Here is a 21,448-nt window from a genome sequence, read left to right as displayed (position 1 = left end):
TCCCCCTTGAGATAGTGCTGCCGCGCCCGGTTTCACCACCCAAGCGCCGCGGCCCGCACGGCGAAAACGGGACCGGATTGACGGCAGTCAACCGCCGATCTCAGCGCCGTTAGCCCCTTGCAATTGGCGGGCAGTTTGGGTCAGGTATCTGCCAAGTTAACACGCAATTGGCCGCCCCCCGGCGAAAACCCGGGTGCGGCCCTCATTATGTAGGCACACCGCCATGGAAAAAATCCCGATGACCCGCGACGGTCACACCGCGCTCGAAGTCGAACTCAAGCAGCTTAAAACGGTTGAACGCCCTGCCATCATCAAGGCCATCGCCGAGGCGCGCGAACATGGTGACCTGTCGGAAAACGCCGAATATCACTCGGCCAAGGAAAAGCAGTCTTTCATCGAAGGCCGCATCAAAGAGCTTGAGGGCGTGATCTCCCTCGCCGATGTGATCGACCCCAAGAAACTGTCGGGCTCGATCAAATTCGGCGCCACGGTCACGCTGGTCGATGAGGACACGGACGAAGAGAAAACCTATCAGATCGTTGGCGAATATGAGGCCAATATCGAAAAGGGTCTTTTGAACATCAAATCCCCCATCGCGCGCGCGCTGATCGGCAAGGAAGAGGGTGATTCCGTCGAGGTGCGCACCCCGGCGGGCAGAAATCCTATGAGGTTCTCAAGATCGTCTACGCTTGAACGGGAAGGCTGACATGGCAGAGCCCGACGCTTCCGCATCCGCAGAGCAAGCCCCCCGCGCCCCGCGCGGCGGGACCGGCGCGGCACGGCCCACGCCGATGGGCATCTACGACCGGCCCAAGGCCAATAGCATCACCGAGATCGAGATCATCGCAGGCGCCCTTTCGGCGCTCTGGCTGCTTGGCACGGCGATCTATTTCACCTTCATCGCCGCCGAGGTGCCCGAGGGCACGCCCGACAGCGGGCTGCGCGGGCTGTTGATCCTGCTGGTGGTGGTCATGCCCGTCGCGATGATCTGGGTCGGGGCCACCGCCGCCCGCGCCGGGCGGGTCATGCGTGAGGAAAGCCAACGTCTGCAAGCCGCGATCGACGCGATCCGGCACTCCTATATCTCGCAACAGCAGGGCAACAAACCGGCGGGCGAGGGCAGCATCGCCCGCAAGCTTGATGAACTCGCCGCCAGTGCCCGCAAGACCGAAATCGCGCTGGCCGGGCTTCAGGGCCGCGATGCGCCGTCGCGCCCCGTCGATCCGGCCCCCGCGCCCACACCGCCCGCCGCCGAAGACCAGCCGACGCTGGCCCTTGGCACGCAGGCGGGCGACAGCGCACAGCCGCTCTCTGCCGAGGATTTCACCCGCGCCCTCAACTTCCCCGAAACGGCGGAGGATCAGGCCGGTTTCGACGCCCTGCGCCGCGCGTTGAAAGACCGGTCCGCCGCGCAGCTTGTACAGGCCGCGCAGGATGTGCTGACCCTGCTGAGCCAAGACGGCATCTATATGGACGACCTGCGCCCCGACCGCGCGCGTCCCGAAGTCTGGCGGCAATTCGCCAGCGGCGCGCGGGGCCGGACCATCGCGCCTTTGGGCGGCATTCGGGATCGCTCCTCGCTGGCGCTGGCCAATGCGCGGATGCGGCAAGACCCGATCTTCCGCGACGCCGCGCATCACTTCCTGCGCCGCTTTGACCGGACCTTTGCGGAGTTCGAGAAACAGGCCACGGATGAGGAAATCTCGATGCTGGCCGACACCCGCACCGCCCGCGCCTTCATGCTGTTGGGCCGCTGCGCGGGCACCTTCGATTGACGCGCGGGTCTAGCCGGTAAAACTGCCGTAGGGGATGAAACGGACGGTATCGCCCGGCGTGATGTCGCGGGCGGCCTCGTCCAATTCGACCAGCCCTTCGGCCCAGCTGAGCCCGCTGATGCGCCCCGACCCTTCGGAGGCAAAGACCTCGGCCCGGCCATCGCGCATCCGCGCGCGCAGGTATTCCCGCCGCCCGGCCTTTTTGCGCTTCTCGAAGGCGGCAGGCACGTCGAAACCCTGCGGCTCTTGCCAGCCGCACCCGGCCAACAGCGCCATGGCGGGCCGGGCGAAGATCAGCGAACAGACCATCGCCGCCACCGGATTGCCCGGTAGGCCGAAGACCGGCACCCCCTGCCACATCCCAAGCGCCAAGGGCCGCCCCGGCTTCACCGCGATCCGCCAAAGCTGCATCGCCCCCGCTTCGCTCAACAGAGCCGAGACGTGGTCTTCGTCCCCCGCCGATGCGCCGCCACTGGTGAGGATCACATCGACCTGCCCTGCCGCCGCATCAAGCCGCGCGCGCAGCGCGGCGCGGTCGTCGGCCACGCGGCCCAGATCGACCGCCTCATGGCCAAAATCGGTGGCGAGTTGCAGCAGCATTGGGCGGTTGGCGTCGTAAATCTGACCGGCGCGGGCCGCCGCGCCCATCTCGACCAATTCGTCCCCGGTTGAGATCACACCAACCTTGAGCCTTTTGCGCAAAGACACCTCCGCCACACCGGCGGCAGCCAGAAGCGCCAGTTCCGCCGGGCCGATGCGCGTGCCCGCAGCGAGGATCACATCGCCCGCCTGCACATCCTCCCCGGCCTTGCGGGTGTTGGCCCCCTGTTTGACCGGCCCGTGAAAGCGCAGCACGCCGCCCTCAGCGGTCACATCCTCTTGCAAGATGACGGTATCGACGCCTTCGGGCAGCGCCGCGCCGGTCAGCACGCGGATCGCTTGCCCCGCAGGCACCGCACCGGGGCGGTCGCCCGCCGCCGCGCGGCCCGGCACCAGCGGCATTTCCTGCAGCCCTTCGCCCCGTCCTCCGGCAAAGCCATAGCCATCGACCGCCGTATTGGGCAGCGGCGGGTTGGCGCGGATGGCGGTCACATCTTCGGCCAAGATGCGCCCCCCGGCATCGGCGGCGGGCCATGGCTCGGCCTCTGTCACCACGTGAAGCCGCGCGCGCAGCAGGTCCAGCGCCTCATTCACGGGGGTCCAATGCACGCCGGGCGGCAGGGCGAAACAGTCGTTGCGCAGGGGCGGCGGCGCGGGCGTGGCGGCGGCCGCCGGGGCGGCGATCAGCCCCACGTCGCGCAGGATGAAATCGGCAATGGCGGCGGTGTCGTTCAGATCGAAAACGGGCCGATCCACCTCAAGCGGCACATCGCTGGCCAGTGCCCGCACTGTCGGGTCATCCGGCGCGATCAACGGGTTTCCGGTCTCGGCCCGATGCGCTTCGACCTTCGGATGGCCGTCGCGTTTGTAGCCTTCGATCAGCACCAGATCGACGGGCGAGAGCCGTGCCAGATGCGCCTCCAGCGGCGGTTCATCGGCCCCGCGCAGCTCATGCATCAGGGCGAAACGCGCGCCCGAGGCCAAGAGCACCTCCCGCGCGCCCGCGATGCGGTGGCGGTGGCTGTCTTTGCCGGGGTGATCCACGTCGAAAGTGTGATGCGCGTGCTTGACGGTTGAGACGGTGAAGCCGCGGCCCGTGATCTCGGCCACCAGCCGCTCCATCAGCCCGGTCTTGCCTGCGTTTTTCCAACCGACGACGCCGTAAACCCTCATACCATCGCCTCTGCTTTCGCCAGATCTTCGGGCGTGTTCACGTTGAAGAAGGCCGCCTCATCGGGGAAGAGTGCCTCGCGCCCGTTGTGGCGTTCCGTCCAGAGCACCACCTTGCGCAGCCCGCCCGCCAAAGCGCTGCGCAGATCGTCGCGCAGCGCCACGGGCCAGAGGCCAAAGGTCGGATGCCGCGCCGTGCCGCGTTTCGCGTCCGGCGTGGCGGCGAGGGCCAGCGGATGGGCCATGCCATCGGCAGCCAGCAGCAGACGCGGCACCAGATCGCAGGGGAAGAAAGGCGTATCGGCGGCAGCGGTCACGATGCTCTCGGCCCCCTGTTCGGCGGCCCAGTCCAGCCCAGCAAGCACCCCCGCCAGCGGCCCGGCGAAGCCCTCGATACTATCGGCCAGCACCGGCAGACCGAGGTCGGCAAACCGCGCCGCATCGCCATTGGCGTTGAGCGCCAGCCCCGCGACCTGCGGCTCCAGCCGGTCGATCACCGATGACAGGAGCGTGCCCTGCCCCAGCGGCAGCAGGCCCTTGTCGCCGCCGCCCATACGGGTCGCTTGCCCGCCCGCCAGAATGACGCCAAGTGGTTGTTTCATGTGGTCAATCCTTCGCGCCCTTGCGCGCGCTTTTGCGCGGCTCTTCGGCCACGCTGGCCGGATCCGCATCGCGGATGAGCCGCCCCTCCCCGGCCAGACAGGTAAAGCGCTGCCCGCGCATCCGCCCGATCAGAGTCAGGTTCACCTGCTGCGCGATCTCCACCCCCCAAGCGGTGAAGCCCGAACGGGACGCCAGCACCGGAATGCCCATCATCGCCGTCTTGATCACCATCTCAGAGGTCAGCCGCCCGGTGGTATAAAGCACCTTATCCTCGGCCCCGACCCCTTCGGAAAGCATCCAACCCGCGATCTTGTCGACCGCGTTGTGACGGCCCACATCCTCCATATAGACCAAGGGCCGATCGCCTTGGCAAAGCACCGTGCCGTGGATCGCCCCGGCCTCCAGATAGAGGCTCGGCGTGCGGTTGATCTTGGCCGCCAGCGCGTAGAGGTCCGATGTGCGCACCGGCGTCTCGGGCAGGCTCACCTCCGCCAGCCCCTCCATCATATCGCCAAAGACCGTGCCCACGGCGCAGCCGCTGGTGCGGGTCTTGCGCTGCATCTTGTCTTCGTAATCGGTGGCCCGTTTGGTACGGACGACGACAGTCTCAAGCTCTTCGTCATAATCGACGCCGGTGATCTCTTCATCCGGGCGCAGCATCCCCTGATTGCGCAGAAACCCAAGCGCCAGATAGGCCGGGTAATCGCCGATGGTCATGGCGGTCACGATCTCTTGCCGGTTGAGGAATATCGTCAGGGGGCGCTCTTCGACCACATTGATCGCCACCTCGGCCCCGGTGTGATCCACGCCAGAGACGCTGCGGGTCAGCCGAACAGCAGTCGGATCCGGGGCGATCAGATAATTGCTAAGTTCATTGTCTCGGGCCAATTGTATCCCCTGCGGTTAGGTCTAAGCCTTTGACATTATATTTAAGAGTTCGCCATGGCCATCACCACCACCAAATCCGCCTATCGCAAAGGGATCGTCGACGCACTGCCCTTCGTGCTGGTGATCATCCCCTTCGCCTCCCTCTTTGGCCTATTGGCGACCGAGGCCGGGTTGAACGTGTTCGAAACGCTGACCTTTTCGATCGTGGTGATCGCCGGGGCCGCGCAGTTCACGGCGCTGCAACTGCTGCGAGAAGACGTGCCCACGGCCATCGTGCTGGCCTCGGCGCTGGCGGTGAACTTGCGCATGGCGATGTATTCGGCCTCTCTCACCCCGTGGATTGGCGGCGCGCCGCTGTGGCAGCGGGCGTTGGCGGCCTATATGACGGTCGATCAATCCTATGTCGCCGCGATGACGCAATATGAGCGCGACCCTGAGATGACGGTGCCGCAGCGCATGGCCTATTTCTTTGGGACCGTGACACCGGTTGTGCCGCTTTGGTATATCTTCACGCTGATCGGCGCGATGGTGGGAGCCAGCGTGCCGGATAGCTGGGCGCTGGACTTCGCCATTCCGATCACCTTTCTGGCCATGATCGCGCCGATGTTCCGCACACTGGCCCATGTGGCGGCGGCGGTGGTCGCGGTCGTCGTGAGCCTTTTCGCTGTCGAGGTGCCCTATGCGCTTGGGCTGATCATCGCGGGGCTCGCGGGCATGATCACCGGCGCGCAGGTCGAGGCATGGATGGAACGGCGCAAACCGGGGAGCACGGCACGATGATCGATAGAACCGCACTTTGGGTCGTGATCATCGGCCTCGGGCTGGGCAGCTTTTTCCTGCGCTTTGTCTTTACCGGCTTGGTTGGCAACAAACAGATGCCCGCATGGCTCTTGCGGCATCTGCGCTATACTGCCGTGGCGATTCTGCCCGCGTTGGTGGCACCTCAGGTGATCTGGCCTTCGGCCACCGGGGGGCAGTTCGACCTGCCGCGCGTCACCGCGGCGGCGGTGACATTGGGCGTGGGGCTGGTGACCAAGAACGTCCTCGCCGCGATCCTGTCAGGGGCCGCGGCGCTTTATGGGATGCTCTATCTGGTGGGGTAAGCGCGGGCGCTACTGTCGGGCCAGTTGCGCCGCGCGCAGGGCGTCGATCACATCGCCCTCATCGTCTTCGTAATATTTCGTCGTGGTGACACCCGGCAGGGCCTCGAACCGCTCTTGCAGCTTGACGGGATAGTAGGTCGACCCCACGCTTTGAAACCCCGGCAACTGGCTGAGAATGCCGCTGGTGGCATTGGCGCAAAAGGCACCGGGCACCGCGCCATTGGCGGTCACCAGTTCAAGCGCGCGTTCGGCCACCTCGGGGCTGACCGGGATTTCCTGACTGACCACATGAAAGGTGCTGCGGGCGTGGGCGGATTTATAGGCCTGCAACCACGCAGGCGTCACCCCGTAGAGCACATCGCCCCGCTCGGCCATCCGCGCATCCCGAAACGACCCCGCGGGGTCAAAGATCACCCGTTCCGAGCCGTTCACCATCAGCGCGCTATGGCCGCCGCTGCCGGTGCGGTTGTTCACCATGGTCATCAATGTGAGGGAGGGCGGCTCGGGCGCGCGGTAGGCTGCACGCGCCACAACGTCGGGCGGGCTATCGGGGCTTTGATCCACCGAGCAGCCAGCCAGAACGCCAACAAGTGCAATCGACGCTAAGAGAGTTCTCAAACCGTTACCCTCGCGCCTAGGGGTAGGACGTGATCAACCGGCAAAGATCGCCAGCAGAACAAGAATCACGAGGATGACGACGGTGCCGCGTGTCACGAAGGACATGAACCCGTCAAAGGTCTTTTGCTGCTCTTCGTAATTCATGCTGCCGTGTTCATGTTCAGCCATTTTCGTCTCCCTAAGACAATTTGTTGGCGCTGATTAACCTATTCGCATCACCCTGTCACGGGGGGATGATGCGCAGAAAACCATACTAGCTTTGCGCCGCATTACGCGCTATAGGGGAATCCCACACTTCCCCGCACGCTATAGAGTCTCTCAGACTTCGCCGTCTTCCAGATCGGCGACCAGACGAAAGCCGATCCGTTGTGGCGCGGCCTCCGGCACCTTTTTCGGCAAGGCCCGCAGCATCACGTTTAGCTGCCCCACATGCTGCACCAACTGCGCCCGCGCCCCTGCCGGATCGACGCCGTAAAAGGTGATGATATCGGGGTCGAAATGCCCCATGCCTTCGATCCGCAGCACCCCGGCATCGCCTCCGGCAAAGCCAATCGCCGCCTCATGATCATTGTCGAGCTTTTCCTCGAAATTCTTGAGGTAAAGCACGACTCGCTCATAGGCCCATTGCGCGGGGGATTTCTGTTTCACCGGCTTGTCGGTCACCGATTTGGGCAGGGGTCGATCGCCCGACTTGGGCTGGTCCGCGCCTGTATGCACCTCATGCATGCGCGGTAATGCCGCAGCCTCATAGGCCTCGGCTGCCGTTCTCACCTCATCGCCCATCGCTCACCCCTTACGCTGATACACCCATGCGCCATCCGCCGCGCGCAAGCTGCGCGTGGCCTCTCCGGCTTGGTAAAGGTGGCTCAGATGGGCGACGGCTTCAACCAGCGCGAGGCCATATTCCGCCTCACCGATATTGCGTTTGAACAGCGGCGCGAAACATTCCGAGGCTGATTTCGGCGTGTCGATATAGGCCAGAAGCCTGCGCAGGGCGCTGTGGTGGTTTTCGATCAACTGCTTCAGCCGCGTCGGCAGGCCGGTGAAGGGCAGCTTGTGGCCGCCAAGCACCAGATGATCCTCCCGCGCCAAGGGCACGAAACGCTCGCAAGCCTCCAGCCATTCGCCGATGGGGTCGGCCATCGGCTCGGTCGGGTAGACGCCGATGTTGGGGCTGATGGAGGGCAGAATCTGATCCCCCGCGATCACCAGATTGTCGCCGCGGCTCCAAAAGGTCGCGTGTTCGGGGGCGTGGCCATTGCCGATATGCACTTCCCAATCGCGGCCACCCATGCGGATCACATCGCCCTGCCGGATGCGGGTGAACCCCAGCGGCAGCGGGGCCACCACATCGGCGAAATTGAAGGGCCGCTCATTGGCGCGTTTGTCATAGTGCGCCGCGGCCATCCCCGCTTTGCGGTAGAACGCAAGGGCTTCGGCGACCGGCACCTCTTGGACATCGAGCGTCAGCATCCGCGCGGTCAACCACGCGGTGCGCGTGGTGACCAGTTCCGCCCCGAACTCGGTCTGCAACCACCCGGCAAGGCCGATGTGATCGGGGTGGTGATGGGTGACGACCACGCGCGAGATCGGCTTGCCGCCAAGCGGCCCCGCCATCAGCCCACGCCAAATCTCCTTGGCCCGGCGCGAGGCGAAGCCCGTGTCGATCACCGTCCAGCTATCGCCCTCGTCCAAGGCATAGACGTTGACGTGATCCAGCTTCATCGGCAGTGGCAGGCGAAACCAAAGCACCCCCGGCGCCACCTCAATCGCCTCCCCTTCGGCGGGCGGCACCTCCCAAGGATAGCGCAGCCCCTTGGGGGTTTTTGGCGAAGCGGTGGAGAGGGTGGCCTGCTCTGTCATCAGCTTCTCAGGTCTTCGACATCAAGCGCATAGAGGTCTTCTACCCCGGCCTGTGCATGGGCCAACAGGCCCTGATGCTCAGGCAAGAGACGTTGGATATAGAACCGCCCCAGCTTGGCCCGCGCATCGCCCGCGCCGGCGGCCTTCTCGGCCATGGCGGCTTGCAGATGCAGATGCCCGCCCATCACGCGGGCGAAGGCGCGCAGATAGGGACGGCACCGGCGAACCGCGCGTTCATGTCCTTCTGCGCGGTCATCCACTCGGTCGTCTCGCGCAGGGTCTCGCTGGCCTGCCAGACCGCATCGGCCATGCGCGGGAAAGGGCCGCGGGCGGATTCGGCATGGGCTTCGATCTCATCCAAGAGCCGGTTCGCCGCCTCGCCGGCGTCCATCATCTTGCGGCCCACAAGGTCCATCGCCTGAATGCCGTTTGTACCCTCGTAGATCGCGGTCACGCGCACATCGCGGCTGAACTGCGCCGCGCCGGTTTCTTCGATAAAGCCCATGCCGCCATGCACCTGCACGCCCATCTCGGCGACGCTGATGCCCACATCGGTGCCGAATGCCTTGGTGATCGGGGTGAGGAACGCGGCCCGCGCGGCCCATTCATCCCCCTGCCCGGCGCGCGCCATATCGCTGGCATAGGCACAGCTCAGCGCAATCGCGCGGGAGGCAAAGATATCGGCCTTCATGCTCAAAAGCATCCGGCGCACATCGGCGTGGTCCACGATGGTGCCGGTGCCGCCTTCGACGGGGGAACGGCCCTGCTTGCGCTCCAGCGCGTAGTCCAGCGCCAGTTGATAGGCCCCTTCGGCAGCCCCGATGCCCTGTTCGCCGACACCAAGGCGCGCGTTGTTCATCATGGTGAACATCGCCGCCATGCCGCCGCCCTCGCGGCCCACCAGCCAGCCGGTGGCCTTGTCGTATTGCATCACCGCGGTGGGCGATCCGTGCAGGCCCATCTTATGCTCAAGGCTGACCACATTCACACCATTGCGCTGGCCCGGCGCGCCATTCTCATCGGGGATGAACTTCGGTACGAGGAAAAGGCTGATCCCCTTGGTCCCCGCCGGAGCCCCCGGCAGGCGCGCAAGAACCAGATGGCAGACATTGCCCGCGAAATCATTGTCACCCCAAGAAATGTAGATCTTTTGGCCAGAGACCGCATAAGTCCCGTCGCCATTGTCTTCGGCCCGGCTGCTGAGCGCGCCCACGTCCGAACCCGCCTGCGGCTCGGTCAGGTTCATCGTGCCGGTCCATTCGCCCGAGATCAGCTTGGGCAGGTACAATTCCTTGATCGCGTCGCTCGCGTGGTGCTCCAACGCTTCGATCTGGCCTTGGCTCATCAGGGGGCGAGTTGCAGCGACAGGCAAGCGCCGCTCATCATCTCGTTGACCGCGCTGGTCAGGGTCATCGGCAGGCCCATGCCGCCAAACTCCGGGTCCGCCGACATGCCGATCCAGCCGCCTTCCGCAATCGCGGCGAAACCTTCGGCAAAGCCGGGAGAGGTGCGCACGACGCCGTTTTCCAGCTTTGCAGGGTGCAAATCCCCACCCCGTTGCAGCGGCGCCAGCACGTCATCGCAAAGCCGTCCGGCCTCTGACAGGATCGCGCCGGTGACGTCTTCACTGGCCTCAGCGAAACGGTCGGTGCTGCGAAGCGTTGCGAAATCCAACACGTCCTCGATCAGAAAACGGTAGTCATCCACGGCGGCGCGGTACGGCATATCATATCCTCCTGAAAGGCGCGCTTGTTCTGGCAAGCCTGACATGGCCCTGATAAAGGCTGGTTTATGTTGCCGCCAGCATGAAATGCCCGGCCGCCCCCCGCAACCCAAACGCGGCGTCACGGGATGCTGCATGATCCGACAGGCCGAAACACCCGATGACCCAGCCGACCGAGACCCTGACCGCCACGCCCCAAGGCATCGCCCGCGCGGCACGCCTGCTGCAAGACGGCGCGCTGGTCGCCCTGCCGACGGAGACGGTTTACGGCCTTGGCGCGGACGCCCGCAATGGCGAGGCTGTCGCGGGCATCTATGCCGCCAAGGGGCGACCCAGTTTCAACCCGCTGATCGTGCATCTGCCGGATATCGACACCGCCAAACGCTATGTCGACTGGACCGAGGAGGCCGACCGGCTGGCGCAGGCCTTCTGGCCCGGCGCGCTCACGCTGGTCCTGCCGCTGAAGCCCGACAGCGGGCTGTCGTCGCTGGTCACGGCGGGGCTGCCGAGCCTTGCGGTGCGGGTGCCCGCCCACCCCGCCATGCGGCAGGTCTTGCAGGAACTCGGTGGGCCCGTCGCCGCGCCCTCGGCCAACCCCTCGGGCAAAATCAGCGCGACCACGGCGGATCATGTGCGGGCGGGCCTCGACGGTAAGATCGCGGCGGTGCTGGACGACGGTGCCTGCCCCGTTGGGTTGGAAAGCACGATCATCGGCCTGACCGGCCCCCGCCCTGCCCTGCTGCGCGCAGGCGGCCTGCCGAGCGAGGCGATCGAGGCCGCGCTTGGCCAGACGCTGGAGGTCGTGGATGGGGCCGAGATCATCGCGCCGGGGCAGCTCGCCTCGCATTACGCGCCCGGTGCGGCGGTGCGGCTGAATGCGCGAACGGCGGGGCCGGGTGAAGTGCTGCTCGGGTTTGGCGAGATGATCTGCGACCTCAACCTCTCCCCCTCCGGCGATCTGACCGAGGCGGCGGCGAAACTGTTCGACCACCTGCACCAGTTGGACGCCACCGGTCAGACCATCGCCGTGGCGCCGATCCCCAATCACGGGCTGGGCCGTGCGATCAACGACCGATTGGCCCGCGCCGCCGCACCGCGTTAGGCGTGCCCGGCTGAGGCCGACAGCCCCAAGGGGTCGATCCCCAGCGTCTTAAGCGCCGCGCCCCATTTCTCGGGATCCGGCAGGTCGAAGATCACCTCGGGCGAGGCTTCGCAGGTTAGCCATCCGTTCTGGGCGATCTCGCCCTCCAACTGCCCCGGCCCCCAGCCTGCATAGCCCAGCATCAACTGCGCCTGCGCCGGGCCCTTGCCGGTGGCGATGTCTTCGAGGATGTCGCGGGTGGTGGTCAGGGCGATGCCATCGCCCACGCGCAGCGTCTCGATGGCCGAGCGGTATTCGTCGGAATGCAACACGAAGCCGCGCCCCGTCTCGACCGGTCCGCCGAAATGCACGGCCAGCGATTTGGCCTGCGGCGGCGTGTCTTCGACCAGTTGATCCAGCACATCCGACAGGCGCAGTTCCGGGGCAGGTTTGTTGACGATCAACCCCATCGCCCCCTGTTCGGAATGCGCGGAAAGATAGATCACCGAATGCGCGAAACGCGGATCGCCCATGCCCGGCATCGCGACCAGCAGTTTGCCCGTCAGTTCCATCGTCTGCCCCGTCAACGCCCACCTCCTGAAGGTAACCTTTCTTTGAACATGGCCGCTTGCGCCCCACAAAACAAGAGAGGCGCCCCACCGCCCGCCGCATCGGCGAAACATGGATGATGCAAATGTGACTTGGCAGGCGCGAAAGGATACCGCATCAAGTCCGCATGACCATATCGCGCTTCTTTTCCGCCCTTCTCTCCTGTCTCGCCCTCGCCCTGCCCGCCGCGGCGCAGGATGCTGTCGGCACGCCCTTGCAGGGTGATCTGCTCACTGGTTGGCAACAGTCTGACGGGCGGCGGGTGGCGGCGATCCGGCTGCGCATGGCACCGGGTTGGAAGACCTATTGGCGCAGCCCCGGTGACGCGGGCATTCCGCCGGAGTTCGATTGGTCCGGCTCGGACAACCTGCGCGATGTGCAGATCACATGGCCCGCGCCCAAGGTCTTTGACCAAGGCGGGGTGAACTCCATCGGCTATGCCCGCGAGGTGATCCTGCCGCTGACCATCACCCCGCACCGCCCCGGTGCGCCAGTCACATTGGACACCAGCATCGACCTTGGCGTGTGCAGCGACATCTGCCTGCCACAGACCATCCACCTGCGCGCCCTGCTCGACACCCGCGACAGCAAGCCCACCCCGGCCATCGCCGCCGCCTTTGCCGCGCGGCCCTATTCCGGGGCCGAAGCTGGTCTGAAAAGCGCCCATTGTAGTCTGCGCCCCACCGCGCGGGGGCTGGAGATCGAAACCCGGCTGGCCCTGCCCTCTGCCGGGGGTAAGGAGACCGTGGTGATCGAACCCGGCAATCCCAACATGTGGATGAGCGAGACCGTGAGCCAGCGGTCGGGCAATACGCTTGTCGCCAGCGGTGAGATGATCGCCGAGAATGGCACCGCGCTGGCGCTCGACCGTTCCGCCATTCGGATCACGGTGATCGGCAAGAACCACGCGGTCGAGGTGACGGGCTGCACGTCAAGCTAAACCCGCGCGCTACTTGCGGCGCTGATGCTCGTCCAGCCGGGCATGATCTCAACGAAGTTGCAGGGCATGTGGCGGTAGTCCAACTGTTTCAGCAGGATGCCGTCCCACGCGTCCTTACAGGCACCCGGACTGCCCGGCAGCGCGAACAGATACGTCCCCTGCGCTACGCCGCCCGTCGCGCGGCTTTGCACTGCGCTGGTGCCGATTTTCTCCATCGAGATCAGGGTGAAGACCGTGCCGAAAGCGTCGATCTCTTTTTCATAGACATCGCGGTGCGCCTCGACCGTCACGTCGCGCCCGGTGAGGCCGGTGCCGCCGGTGCTGATCACCACGTCGACCTCGGGGTCCGCGCACCAGTCGCGCAGAAGCGCTGCGATGGCGGGACGGTCGTCGGTCACGATCTCGCGCGCGGCCAGCACATGGCCCGCCGCTTCGATCCGCGCGACCAGCACATCGCCCGAACGGTCCTCGGCCAAGCTGCGGCTGTCCGAGACTGTCAGCACAGCAATTCTTACGGGGATGAACTCCCGGCTGTCGTCGATCCTGTTCATGTCCGCTCCATCATTGCCAAACGCGCGGCCAAAGCCACGAAAATACCGCTGCTGATCCAGCCCAGCAGCCGCCCGCCACCCGCCAAACGCCGCCCGATCCCGGCAGCAAAGACCCCCACCGCGCCGTTGATGACGAAACCGCCCAGAGCCAGCACCGCACCGAAGGTCAGGAACTGCGCCAAGACCGGCCCGGCCTCGGGCACCACGAATTGCGGCAGGAAGGCCAGCACGAAAAGGATCACCTTGGGGTTTGTCAGATTGACGGCAAAACCAGTGTTGAAAGCGCGCCAGCCGCCCATGCCGGGCGTCGTATCGCGCGGCTTTCCGGCCTGCCGCAGCGTTTGCACCGCAAGCCAGAGCAGATAGGCCACGCCGAGCCAGCGGATCATGTCCAGCGCCCAAGGCAGCGCCGCGACGACCGCGCCAAGCCCCAACCCGGCCAAGGCCACATGCACCAGCACGCCCGCCGAAATCCCCGCGCTCGCCGCCAATGCAGCCCGCGGGCCCGAGCGCAGCCCCTGCCCGAGGCAGAACATCATATCCGCCCCCGGCGTGAGGTTCAGCGCCAAGGCGGCGGGCACGAAGGCCAGAAGGGTCAGCGCATCAACCATCGCGCAGCTTGGCCTGAACGCTGAGCAGATCGGCCCAAGCCTCGCGCTTGGCCTCGGGATTGCGCAGCAGGTAGCCGGGATGCACCATCGGCATGCAAGAAAGATCGGCGGCCTTGGTCCAATTGCCGCGCAGGCGCATGATGCTGCGTTTTTCCAAAAGCGACTGGCAAGACCAATTGCCAAAGAGCACCAGCACCTTGGGCTTGGCCAATTCGATATGACGCTGTACAAAGGGGCGCATCATCGCGATCTCATCTGGCTTCGGGTCGCGCCCCTGCGGCGTGCGCCACGGCAGGATGTTCGACAGATAGACATTGCGGTCGCGCCCCATGTCGATCGCCGCCAGCATCCGATCGAGCATCTGCCCCGCACGCCCCGCGAAAGGCTTGCCCGCGCGGTCTTCGTCCCGGTCGGGGGATTCGCCCAAGATCATCAACGGCGCGCCAGGCACCCCATCGGCAAAGACCAGATTGCGCGCGCCCTTGTGCAGCTCGCAATGCTCGAACCCTTGGATCGCGGCGCGCAGCTCTTCCAATGTCTGCGCGGACTGCGCGGCGCGGCGGGCCAGTGCCACGGGGTCGGGCGTCTCTGCCGCTTGCAGGGGCTGCGGCCCCTTGGTCGCCTTGGCGCTGGCCTTGGGCGCGCTTGCGGGCACCTCATAGCGGTTGACCGGCGCATCGCAGATCGCCTCGGTCGCGCCAAGCTCGACCTGCCACGCCAGCATCTCTGCCGCCTGATGATAATCGAATGATTCCATGACCCGCAGCTTACGCCCTGAGGACGGGGGGCGAAATGCCCTATCGCTGCGCTTTACGCGCCAAGCCCCCGCGCCTATAAGGCGGCAACAGCAGAAGGGATCGCCACCATGTCATTCGCCCATCGCCACCTGCTTGGCATCGAGCAGCTCTCGCAATCCGACATTACCACCCTTCTGGATTTGGCCGACACCTATGCCGACCGGAACCGCCAGCCGAACAAACATTCCGACGCGCTGCGCGGGCTGACCCAGATCAACATGTTCTTTGAGAACTCCACCCGCACGCAGGCGAGTTTCGAGATCGCGGGCAAACGCCTTGGCGCGGATGTGATGAATATGGCGATGCAGGCCAGCTCGATCAAAAAGGGCGAGACGCTGATCGACACTGCGATGACGCTGAATGCCATGCACCCCGATCTTCTGGTCGTGCGCCACCCGCAATCCGGCGCGGTGGACCTGCTGGCCCAAAAGGTGAACTGCGCCGTGCTGAACGCGGGCGACGGGCGGCACGAGCATCCCACGCAGGCGCTCTTGGACGCGCTGACGATCCGCCGCGCCAAGGGGCGGCTGCACCGGCTCAGCATCGCGATCTGCGGTGACATCGCCCACAGCCGCGTGGCACGGTCAAACATCCTGCTTTTGGGCAAGATGGAGAACCGCATCCGCCTTGTCGGCCCACCGACCCTGATGCCCAGCCAGATCGACCAGTTCGGCGTCGAGGTCTTCGACGACATGAAAAAGGGGCTCGAAGGCGTCGACGTGGTGATGATGCTGCGGCTTCAGAAAGAGCGGATGGACGGCGGCTTTATCCCGTCGGAGCGTGAGTATTACCACCGTTACGGGCTGGATGCCGAAAAGCTCGCCCATGCCAGCCCCGACGCCATCGTCATGCACCCCGGCCCGATGAACCGCGGGGTGGAGATTGACGGCACCTTGGCCGACGACATCAACCGTTCCGTCATTCAAGATCAGGTCGAGATGGGCGTCGCCGTGCGCATGGCCGCGATGGACCTGCTGGCGCGCAACCACATCGCCGCCCAACCCGGCGCGGCCTGACCGGAACCCCGACGGGCCGCGCGGCGTTTTCCTGAGAACAGTCAAAGGAAGCCGTCATGCCCCATACAGAAGTCGCCCCCCAAGAAGCCGGCAAGGTCCGCGTCTATGCCCTTTCGCTCTCGGATGCCGAGGCGCGGGCGATGCGCGATGATGAAACAGCACAGGCCGCAGCCCTCGGGGTTGAGCGAATCGACGCGGCCTATACAGAGGTCTTCCGGGTGGCCGACCTCGATCAACTGGGGCTTGCAGGCTATCTGCGCGACGGCAATGGCGTAAACCCCGAGCAGATCGAGACGGACCGCAGCAAGCTTGCCGCGCTCGACGGTTGGGTGATGATCGTCTACTCCCGCGTCTTCGCCGGGCAGTCGCTGCAACTGGCCCCGATCCCGGCGCTGACCCATATCGGCACCTATACCGAAGGCGGCCCCGATACGCCCGTGCAGGCGATGGAGGCCGAGGCCGCGCAGCCCTACACCGGCATCCCCCGCGTCGCCCCGTCCGAGCCCGCCAAGGGGGGCGGCGGCAAGACCATGGTGATTGTCGCCGTGGCAGTGCTGATCCTGCTGATCATTTGGTGGCTGCTAGCCTAAGCGCGAAAACCGCTGGCACCCTCGGGGCCAGCGGGCTACATCTGGCCCATGCAAGAACCTGAACACGATCCCAAGATGTCTGGCCGTATTGCGATGGTCGCCCTTCTGGTGGCCTTTGGCGTGGTCGGGCTGATGATTTGGATTGGCGGCTAGCGGCGCGTGCGCCACGCTTGCGCCCAAAAGACCGCTTGGTTTGGGGGGCGATTTGGGGCATGACAGCGGCGCATCCGCTATCGCACCAAAGGCCCGCCCATGACCCAGTTCTTCACCAATCTGCGCCTTCTCGACCCTCAGGCTGGCACGCTTGAGCCTGCTACGGTTCTGGTCCGCAACGGGGTGATTGCCGAAGTTTTGGACGATGGGGCAACAACGCCCGAGGGCGCGGAACTGGTCGATTGCGGTGGCCATATCCTCGCCCCCGGTATCATCGACATCGGCGTCAAAGTTTGCGAACCGGGCGAGCGGCACAAGGAAAGCTACCGCTCTGCCGGGCTGGCGGCAGCGGCGGGCGGGGTGACCACCATGGTCACGCGCCCCGACACCGATCCGGCCATCGACAGCCCCGAGACGCTGGAATTTGTCACCCGCCGCGCCAATGAAGCCGCCCCGGTGAATGTGGTCCCGATGGCCGCGCTCACCAAAGGCCGCGAAGGGCGCGAAATGACCGAGATTGGCTTCCTGATGGACGCCGGGGCCGCTGCCTTCACCGATTGTGACCGCGTGGTGACGGATACCAAGGTCTTCTCCCGCGCGCTCACTTATGCCCGCAGCCTCGGCGCGCTGGTCATCGCCCACCCGCAGGATCCGGGGCTGAGCAAGGGGGCGACCGTCACCTCTGGCAAATTCGCCTCACTGCGCGGCTTGCCTGCCGTCTCACCCATGGCCGAGCGGATGGGGCTGGACCGCGACATCGCCCTCATTGAGATGACCGGCGCGCGCTACCACGCGGATCAGATCACCACCGCCCGCGCCCTGCCCGCGCTGGAACGCGCCAAGCGCAACGGGCTCGACATCACCGCTGGTGTCGGCATTCACCACCTGACGCTGAACGCGCTCGACGTGGCCGACTACCGCACCTTCTTCAAAGTGAAGCCGCCACTGCGCGATGAGGAAGACCGCCTTGCCGTGGTAGAAGCCGTGGCCAGTGGCCTGATCGACATCATCTGTTCCATGCACACCCCGCAGGACGAAGAAAGCAAACGCCTGCCCTTCGAGGAGGCCGCCAGCGGCGCGGTGGGGCTGGAGACGCTGCTGCCCGCCGCGATGCGTTTGGTCCATGCCGAGATGATGGACCTGCCCACGCTCTGGCGCGCGCTGTCGCTGAACCCGGCCAAACGCCTCGGCCTGCCCGGCGGGCGGATTGCCGTGGGGGCGCCTGCGGATATGGTGCTGTTCAACCCCGATGCGCCCTTCGCTCTGGACCGCGCGACCCTGCGGTCGAAATCCCGCAACACGCCCTTTGACGGGATGCGGATGCAGGGTAAGGTCGTGGCAACTTATGTAGCAGGTTCCTGCGTTTACGAGGCGAATTGATGCCCCCTATCGAGACTTCCGTTGAATTGATCCTTTTCTGGGCGGTGGCAGGCTATGTCATCGGCTCCATCGCCTTTGGCATGTTGCTGGCGCGGTTGATGGGGTTGGGCAACCTGCGCGATATCGGATCGGGCAACATCGGCGCGACCAATGTTCTGCGCACCGGCAACAAGAAGGCGGCGGCGCTGACGCTGTTGCTGGACGGGGCCAAGGGGGCCGTGGCGGTGCTGCTGGCCCGCGCCTTCGCGGGCGAGGATGCGGCGCAGGCGGCGGCGCTTGGCGCGATGATCGGCCATTGCTACCCGGTCTGGCTGGGCTTTCGCGGCGGCAAGGGTGTGGCGACCTTTCTGGGCCTCATGCTGGCGCTCGCTTGGCCCGTCGGGCTGGCCTGCTGTGCGGTCTGGCTGGCGACGGCGGCACTCTCGCGCATTTCGTCGCTGTCCGCACTGGCGGCGGCGGCAAGCTCGACCTTCCTGCTGGTCTTCCTTGGCTACGGGGAAATGCTGCTTTTGGGCATCGCCCTGACTTTGCTGATCTTTTGGCGGCACCGCGACAATATCCGCCGGATCCGCGCAGGCACGGAATCGCGCATCGGACAGAAAGGCTGACACCGCCCGAGGGCGGCATCAGCCCCTTTCCCGTTCAGTAGGAATATTCCGCGTAGATACGGCTCAGATCGCCGTTCCAAGGCCCGTGGTAATCCGCCAACAGATCGTCGGCGGGCACGCGGCCCGTCTCGATGCTGTCGCGCAGGGCGTTGAGGAAATGCGTCTCATCCGGCACCAGCCCACCGGCACCGGGACGGGCGCGGGCTCTCAGCCCCGCCTCTGACAGGGCCACGGCCTCCCGCGCCAGATCATGCATCTTGAGCCCGCCCACCTCGGCCTGAAGGCCGTGGGTGGAGGCGGCGATGCGCAATTCTTCCCGTGTCTCGGCATCCCAGCCTTTGACCAAATCCCACGCGCCATCCAGCGCGCTTTGGTCATACATCAGCCCGACCCAGAAGGCCGGCAACGCGCAGAGCCGCCGCCACGGGCCGCCATCAGCGCCGCGCATCTCGATGAACTTCTTGACCCGTGCCTCGGGGAAGAGCGTGGTGAGGTGATCGGCCCAATCGCTCAGCGTCGGCTTCTCGCCGGGCAGCGCGGGCAACTCGCCTTTCAAAAAGTCGCGGAAGGACTGGCCAAGCGCGTCGATATACTTGCCGTCGCGGTAGACGAAATACATCGGCACATCGAGCGCGTATTGCACCCAAGCCTCAAAGCCGAAGCCCTCATCGAAAACGAAGGGGATCATGCCCGTGCGCGCGTCATCGAGATGGCGCCAGACCAGACCGCGGGTGGATTTCACGCCGTTGGGCTTGCCGTCGAGGAAGGGCGAATTGGCGAAAAGCGCATTGGCGATGGGCTGCATCGCCACGGCGACGCGCATCTTCTGCACCATGTCGGCCTCAGTCGCGAAGTCGAGGTTGACCTGAACGGTACAGGTGCGGCGCATCATGGTGGTGCCCATGGTGCCGACCTTTTGCATATAGCCGTCCATCAGCTTGTAACGGCCCTTGGGCATCAGGTCCATCTGCTCATGCGACCATTCGGGCGCGGCGCCCAGACCGATGAAACCGACGCCGATCTCATCGGCCACGTCTTTCACCTCGCGCAGGTGGGTGTTCACCTCGTCGCAGGTCTCGTGAATGGTCTCGACCGGGGCGCCCGAGAGTTCCAACTGGCCGCCCGGCTCAAGGCTGATGTTGGCCCCGTCTTTCTCAAGCCCGATCAGCTCGCCACCCTCTTCGACAGGGGACCAATTGTGGCGGTCGCGCAGCCCTTCCAGCATCACCCGGATCGAGCGTTCCCCCTCATAGGGGAGCGGTTTGAGCGTGTCCTTGCAATAGCCGAACTTCTCATGCTCGGTGCCGATGCGCCACTGCTCGCGCGGCTTGCAGCCGTCCGCTAGATACTGCGCCATCTGGTCGTGATGTTCGATCGGGCCGCCGCCGGATTGAGGAATGGACATATGCGAGGGCTCCGTTTTGAAGGATCGTCTTGGGTGTCTTCTAAGTTGTCGACGTGGCGTCGCGTCTAGCAGGGATGGGCGGATTTGCCGGGGCTGTCAATGCAGCAAGACATGCGCCGGCCGCAGCGGCGCGCGCTCCCAGATCACAACGGCGTCATGGCGGGTCTTGCGTAGCTCAAAGAGCATCCTCTCGGTACGCAGCCCCGGCAGGGCGGCGAAAGCATCAAACAGCGCCTCGGATCCTGCGGCGTTCACCGGGATCAACAGGGGCGTCTCATCGTCGCGCGGCTCAAGCCGCCAATGGGCCGGAAACATCTGCCGGTCGAGACTGAGCCGCTGCAACTCGCGCAGAGCGACCGTGCCGCCGGTCAGCGGGCCGAAATAAGTGATCTGCCCTTCGACGACCTGCACCGCGCCCGCGCCATCGCCCTGCCCGCGAAAACGCGCGCGTTGCACGCCAAGCCAGATCAGCGCGGCACCGCCCGCCAGCGCCGCATAGCCTGGAACCGCCAGCAAGAAACCGGGGCCCGCGACCAGCCAAAGGCCAAGGCCCATCAGCCCGCCGCCGACGATCGCCTCGCGCCAGCGCCAAAGCTGGTCGCGGGCGCCTTGGCGCAGGAAACTCATCGGGCCACCCTTTGCATCACCAATCTCCCAAAGCCTGCTGCCACATGGTCATCGCCGCCACGGCCGCCGTATCGGCCCGCAGGATGCGCGGGCCGAGCGTGACCGCATGGGCGTGATCGAAACCGTGCAGCCGTTTGCGCTCGCCCTCGGAAAAGCCGCCTTCGGGGCCGATCAGGATGGCCCATGGCCCCTGCGCATCCGGCGGCAGGGCGCCGCTCTCCCCGGCCAGAGCCTCATCGCAGAACATGATCTGACGGCTGCTGTCCCACTGATCCAGCAGCCGCCCCAGCTTCTCGGCCTCGGCCACTTCCGGCACATAGGTGCCGCCGCATTGCTCTGCCGCCTCAACCGCATGGGCCTGAAGGCGCGGCTGCTGCACACGGCCTGCGTTGGTAAATTCGGTCATGACCGGCACGATGCGCGCGGCCCCCATCTCAGCCGCTTTTTCGACAATGAAATCGGTGCGGGTCTTTTTGATCGGGGCAAAGAGCAGCCACAGGTCCGGCGGCATTTGCAGAGGCCGGGTCTGCTCAACACAGGTCAGCACCCCGCCGCGCTTGCCCGCCTCGGCGACCTCGGCCAGCCATTCGCCATCGCGCCCGTTGAACAAAAGCACCCCGGCCCCGGCCGTGAGCCGCATCACCCCAAAGAGGTAATGCGCCTGCTCGCGCGCCAAAGGAACCGTTTGCCCCTGCCCCAAGGGCTGATCTACATACAATCTGATTTTCGCGTTCATA

22 protein-coding genes and 3 pseudogenes are annotated in these 21,448 nt (G+C 65.5%); 10 read left to right on the top strand and 15 right to left on the bottom strand.

The annotated features are described in order from the left end of the window. The first annotated feature begins 223 nt into the window (after positions 1–223). Both greA and CUR85_RS10650 read left to right on the top strand, forming a co-directional pair. Positions 224–693: pseudogene (gene greA / locus CUR85_RS10655) on the top strand (transcription elongation factor GreA). A 14-nt stretch (positions 694–707) separates the two neighbouring features. Further along, the gene (locus CUR85_RS10650) at positions 708–1,775 is read left to right on the top strand and encodes a hypothetical protein (RefSeq protein ID WP_082852181.1); all 1,068 of its coding nucleotides are present in this window, start codon (positions 708–710) and stop codon (positions 1,773–1,775) included. Between the two features lie 9 nt (positions 1,776–1,784). On the opposite strand, the gene CUR85_RS10645 is transcribed toward CUR85_RS10650, so the two are convergent. Genes CUR85_RS10645 through CUR85_RS10635 form a run of 3 tightly spaced genes read right to left on the bottom strand, consistent with a single transcriptional unit; the run spans position 1,785 to position 5,042 of the window. Further along, a complete protein-coding gene (locus tag CUR85_RS10645; protein ID WP_136720394.1) occupies positions 1,785–3,548 on the bottom strand; it encodes a bifunctional molybdopterin-guanine dinucleotide biosynthesis adaptor protein MobB/molybdopterin molybdotransferase MoeA in 1,764 nt (587 codons plus the stop codon). Beyond that, positions 3,545–4,147, bottom strand: a complete 603-nt coding sequence (gene mobA, locus CUR85_RS10640; protein WP_067265615.1) for a molybdenum cofactor guanylyltransferase MobA — start codon at positions 4,145–4,147, stop codon at positions 3,545–3,547. Before mobA ends, CUR85_RS10645 begins: the two co-directional genes overlap by 4 nt. Positions 4,148–4,151: 4 nt before the next feature. Continuing rightward, positions 4,152–5,042 (bottom strand): formate dehydrogenase accessory sulfurtransferase FdhD, encoded by an 891-nt coding sequence (locus CUR85_RS10635; RefSeq protein WP_067265613.1) that lies wholly within the window; start codon positions 5,040–5,042, stop codon positions 4,152–4,154. A gap of 48 nt (positions 5,043–5,090) precedes the next feature. Here CUR85_RS10635 and CUR85_RS10630 point away from each other — a divergent pair, with 48 nt between their 5' ends. Both CUR85_RS10630 and CUR85_RS10625 read left to right on the top strand, forming a co-directional pair. Beyond that, positions 5,091–5,816: an AzlC family ABC transporter permease gene (locus CUR85_RS10630; RefSeq protein WP_067265612.1), complete on the top strand. Its 726-nt coding sequence runs from the start codon at positions 5,091–5,093 to the stop codon at positions 5,814–5,816. Further along, positions 5,813–6,139: an AzlD domain-containing protein gene (locus tag CUR85_RS10625; RefSeq protein WP_067265610.1), complete on the top strand. Its 327-nt coding sequence runs from the start codon at positions 5,813–5,815 to the stop codon at positions 6,137–6,139. Before CUR85_RS10630 ends, CUR85_RS10625 begins: the two co-directional genes overlap by 4 nt. 9 nt (positions 6,140–6,148) lie before the next feature. Here the strand turns inward: CUR85_RS10625 and CUR85_RS10620 are convergent, their stop codons facing one another. From CUR85_RS10620 to CUR85_RS10600, 5 genes and pseudogenes are all read right to left on the bottom strand, one after another. Next, positions 6,149–6,757, bottom strand: a complete 609-nt coding sequence (locus CUR85_RS10620) for a hypothetical protein (protein WP_067265609.1) — start codon at positions 6,755–6,757, stop codon at positions 6,149–6,151. A 33-nt stretch (positions 6,758–6,790) separates the two neighbouring features. Beyond that, positions 6,791–6,925: an aa3-type cytochrome c oxidase subunit IV gene (locus CUR85_RS10615; RefSeq protein WP_067265607.1), complete on the bottom strand. Its 135-nt coding sequence runs from the start codon at positions 6,923–6,925 to the stop codon at positions 6,791–6,793. A 150-nt stretch (positions 6,926–7,075) separates the two neighbouring features. Continuing rightward, positions 7,076–7,540, bottom strand: a complete 465-nt coding sequence (locus CUR85_RS10610) for a DUF6173 family protein (RefSeq protein WP_280322630.1) — start codon at positions 7,538–7,540, stop codon at positions 7,076–7,078. Between the two features lie 3 nt (positions 7,541–7,543). Continuing rightward, positions 7,544–8,620, bottom strand: a complete 1,077-nt coding sequence (locus tag CUR85_RS10605; protein WP_067265603.1) for an MBL fold metallo-hydrolase — start codon at positions 8,618–8,620, stop codon at positions 7,544–7,546. Then, a pseudogene (locus tag CUR85_RS10600) lies at positions 8,620–10,345 on the bottom strand (acyl-CoA dehydrogenase). Before CUR85_RS10600 ends, CUR85_RS10605 begins: the two are co-directional and overlap by 1 nt. Before the next feature lie 158 nt (positions 10,346–10,503). On the opposite strand from CUR85_RS10600, the gene CUR85_RS10595 reads away from it, so the two are divergent. Further along, positions 10,504–11,445 (top strand): L-threonylcarbamoyladenylate synthase, encoded by a 942-nt coding sequence (locus tag CUR85_RS10595; protein WP_067265597.1) that lies wholly within the window; start codon positions 10,504–10,506, stop codon positions 11,443–11,445. On the opposite strand, the gene CUR85_RS10590 is transcribed toward CUR85_RS10595, so the two are convergent. Next, on the bottom strand, positions 11,442–11,996 hold the full coding sequence (locus CUR85_RS10590; protein ID WP_067265595.1) for a YqgE/AlgH family protein: 555 nt from the start codon (positions 11,994–11,996) through the stop codon (positions 11,442–11,444). The genes CUR85_RS10595 and CUR85_RS10590 overlap by 4 nt on opposite strands. A 164-nt stretch (positions 11,997–12,160) precedes the next feature. On the opposite strand from CUR85_RS10590, the gene CUR85_RS10585 reads away from it, so the two are divergent. Then, positions 12,161–12,973, top strand: coding sequence for a protein-disulfide reductase DsbD domain-containing protein (locus CUR85_RS10585; RefSeq protein WP_067265592.1), 813 nt, complete (start codon positions 12,161–12,163; stop codon positions 12,971–12,973). 9 nt (positions 12,974–12,982) lie between these two features. On the opposite strand, the pseudogene moaB reads toward CUR85_RS10585, so the two are convergent. The 3 genes and pseudogenes from moaB to CUR85_RS10570 all read right to left on the bottom strand — a co-directional run bounded on the left by moaB (position 12,983) and on the right by CUR85_RS10570 (position 14,892). After that, positions 12,983–13,524, bottom strand: a pseudogene (gene moaB, locus CUR85_RS10580) (molybdenum cofactor biosynthesis protein B). After that, on the bottom strand, positions 13,521–14,135 hold the full coding sequence (locus CUR85_RS10575; RefSeq protein ID WP_067265585.1) for a LysE family translocator: 615 nt from the start codon (positions 14,133–14,135) through the stop codon (positions 13,521–13,523). Before CUR85_RS10575 ends, moaB begins: the two are co-directional and overlap by 4 nt. Beyond that, positions 14,128–14,892, bottom strand: a complete 765-nt coding sequence (locus CUR85_RS10570) for a uracil-DNA glycosylase (protein WP_067265582.1) — start codon at positions 14,890–14,892, stop codon at positions 14,128–14,130. The genes CUR85_RS10575 and CUR85_RS10570 overlap by 8 nt, the downstream gene beginning before the upstream one ends. A gap of 108 nt (positions 14,893–15,000) precedes the next feature. Here CUR85_RS10570 and CUR85_RS10565 point away from each other — a divergent pair, with 108 nt between their 5' ends. From CUR85_RS10565 to plsY, 4 genes are all read left to right on the top strand, one after another. Beyond that, a complete protein-coding gene (locus tag CUR85_RS10565) occupies positions 15,001–15,948 on the top strand; it encodes an aspartate carbamoyltransferase catalytic subunit (RefSeq protein ID WP_067265620.1) in 948 nt (315 codons plus the stop codon). 56 nt (positions 15,949–16,004) lie between these two features. Further along, positions 16,005–16,538 carry a hypothetical protein gene (locus tag CUR85_RS10560; protein ID WP_067265581.1) on the top strand — a complete coding sequence of 178 codons (534 nt, stop codon included), beginning with the start codon at positions 16,005–16,007 and terminating at the stop codon, positions 16,536–16,538. A 252-nt stretch (positions 16,539–16,790) separates the two neighbouring features. After that, positions 16,791–18,071: a dihydroorotase gene (gene pyrC / locus CUR85_RS10555; protein ID WP_067265578.1), complete on the top strand. Its 1,281-nt coding sequence runs from the start codon at positions 16,791–16,793 to the stop codon at positions 18,069–18,071. Then, complete coding sequence (gene plsY, locus CUR85_RS10550; protein WP_067265575.1) at positions 18,071–18,679, top strand: glycerol-3-phosphate 1-O-acyltransferase PlsY; 609 nt, start codon at positions 18,071–18,073, stop codon at positions 18,677–18,679. Before pyrC ends, plsY begins: the two co-directional genes overlap by 1 nt. A 34-nt stretch (positions 18,680–18,713) precedes the next feature. Here plsY and CUR85_RS10545 read toward each other — a convergent pair whose 3' ends face one another. From CUR85_RS10545 to CUR85_RS10535, 3 genes are all read right to left on the bottom strand, one after another. Then, positions 18,714–20,084: a glutamate--cysteine ligase gene (locus tag CUR85_RS10545; RefSeq protein WP_067265573.1), complete on the bottom strand. Its 1,371-nt coding sequence runs from the start codon at positions 20,082–20,084 to the stop codon at positions 18,714–18,716. A gap of 96 nt (positions 20,085–20,180) precedes the next feature. After that, the gene (locus CUR85_RS10540; protein WP_067265571.1) at positions 20,181–20,711 is read right to left on the bottom strand and encodes a hypothetical protein; all 531 of its coding nucleotides are present in this window, start codon (positions 20,709–20,711) and stop codon (positions 20,181–20,183) included. 16 nt (positions 20,712–20,727) lie between these two features. Then, positions 20,728–21,447 carry a 16S rRNA (uracil(1498)-N(3))-methyltransferase gene (locus CUR85_RS10535; protein WP_067265568.1) on the bottom strand — a complete coding sequence of 240 codons (720 nt, stop codon included), beginning with the start codon at positions 21,445–21,447 and terminating at the stop codon, positions 20,728–20,730. Position 21,448: the final 1 nt, after the last annotated feature.

Source organism: Sulfitobacter faviae (assembly GCF_029870955.1).
Taxonomy (GTDB): Bacteria; Pseudomonadota; Alphaproteobacteria; order Rhodobacterales; family Rhodobacteraceae; genus Sulfitobacter; species Sulfitobacter faviae.
The sequence above is the reverse complement of the archived record's forward strand: the minus strand, read 5'-3'. Positions and strand labels throughout refer to the sequence as shown.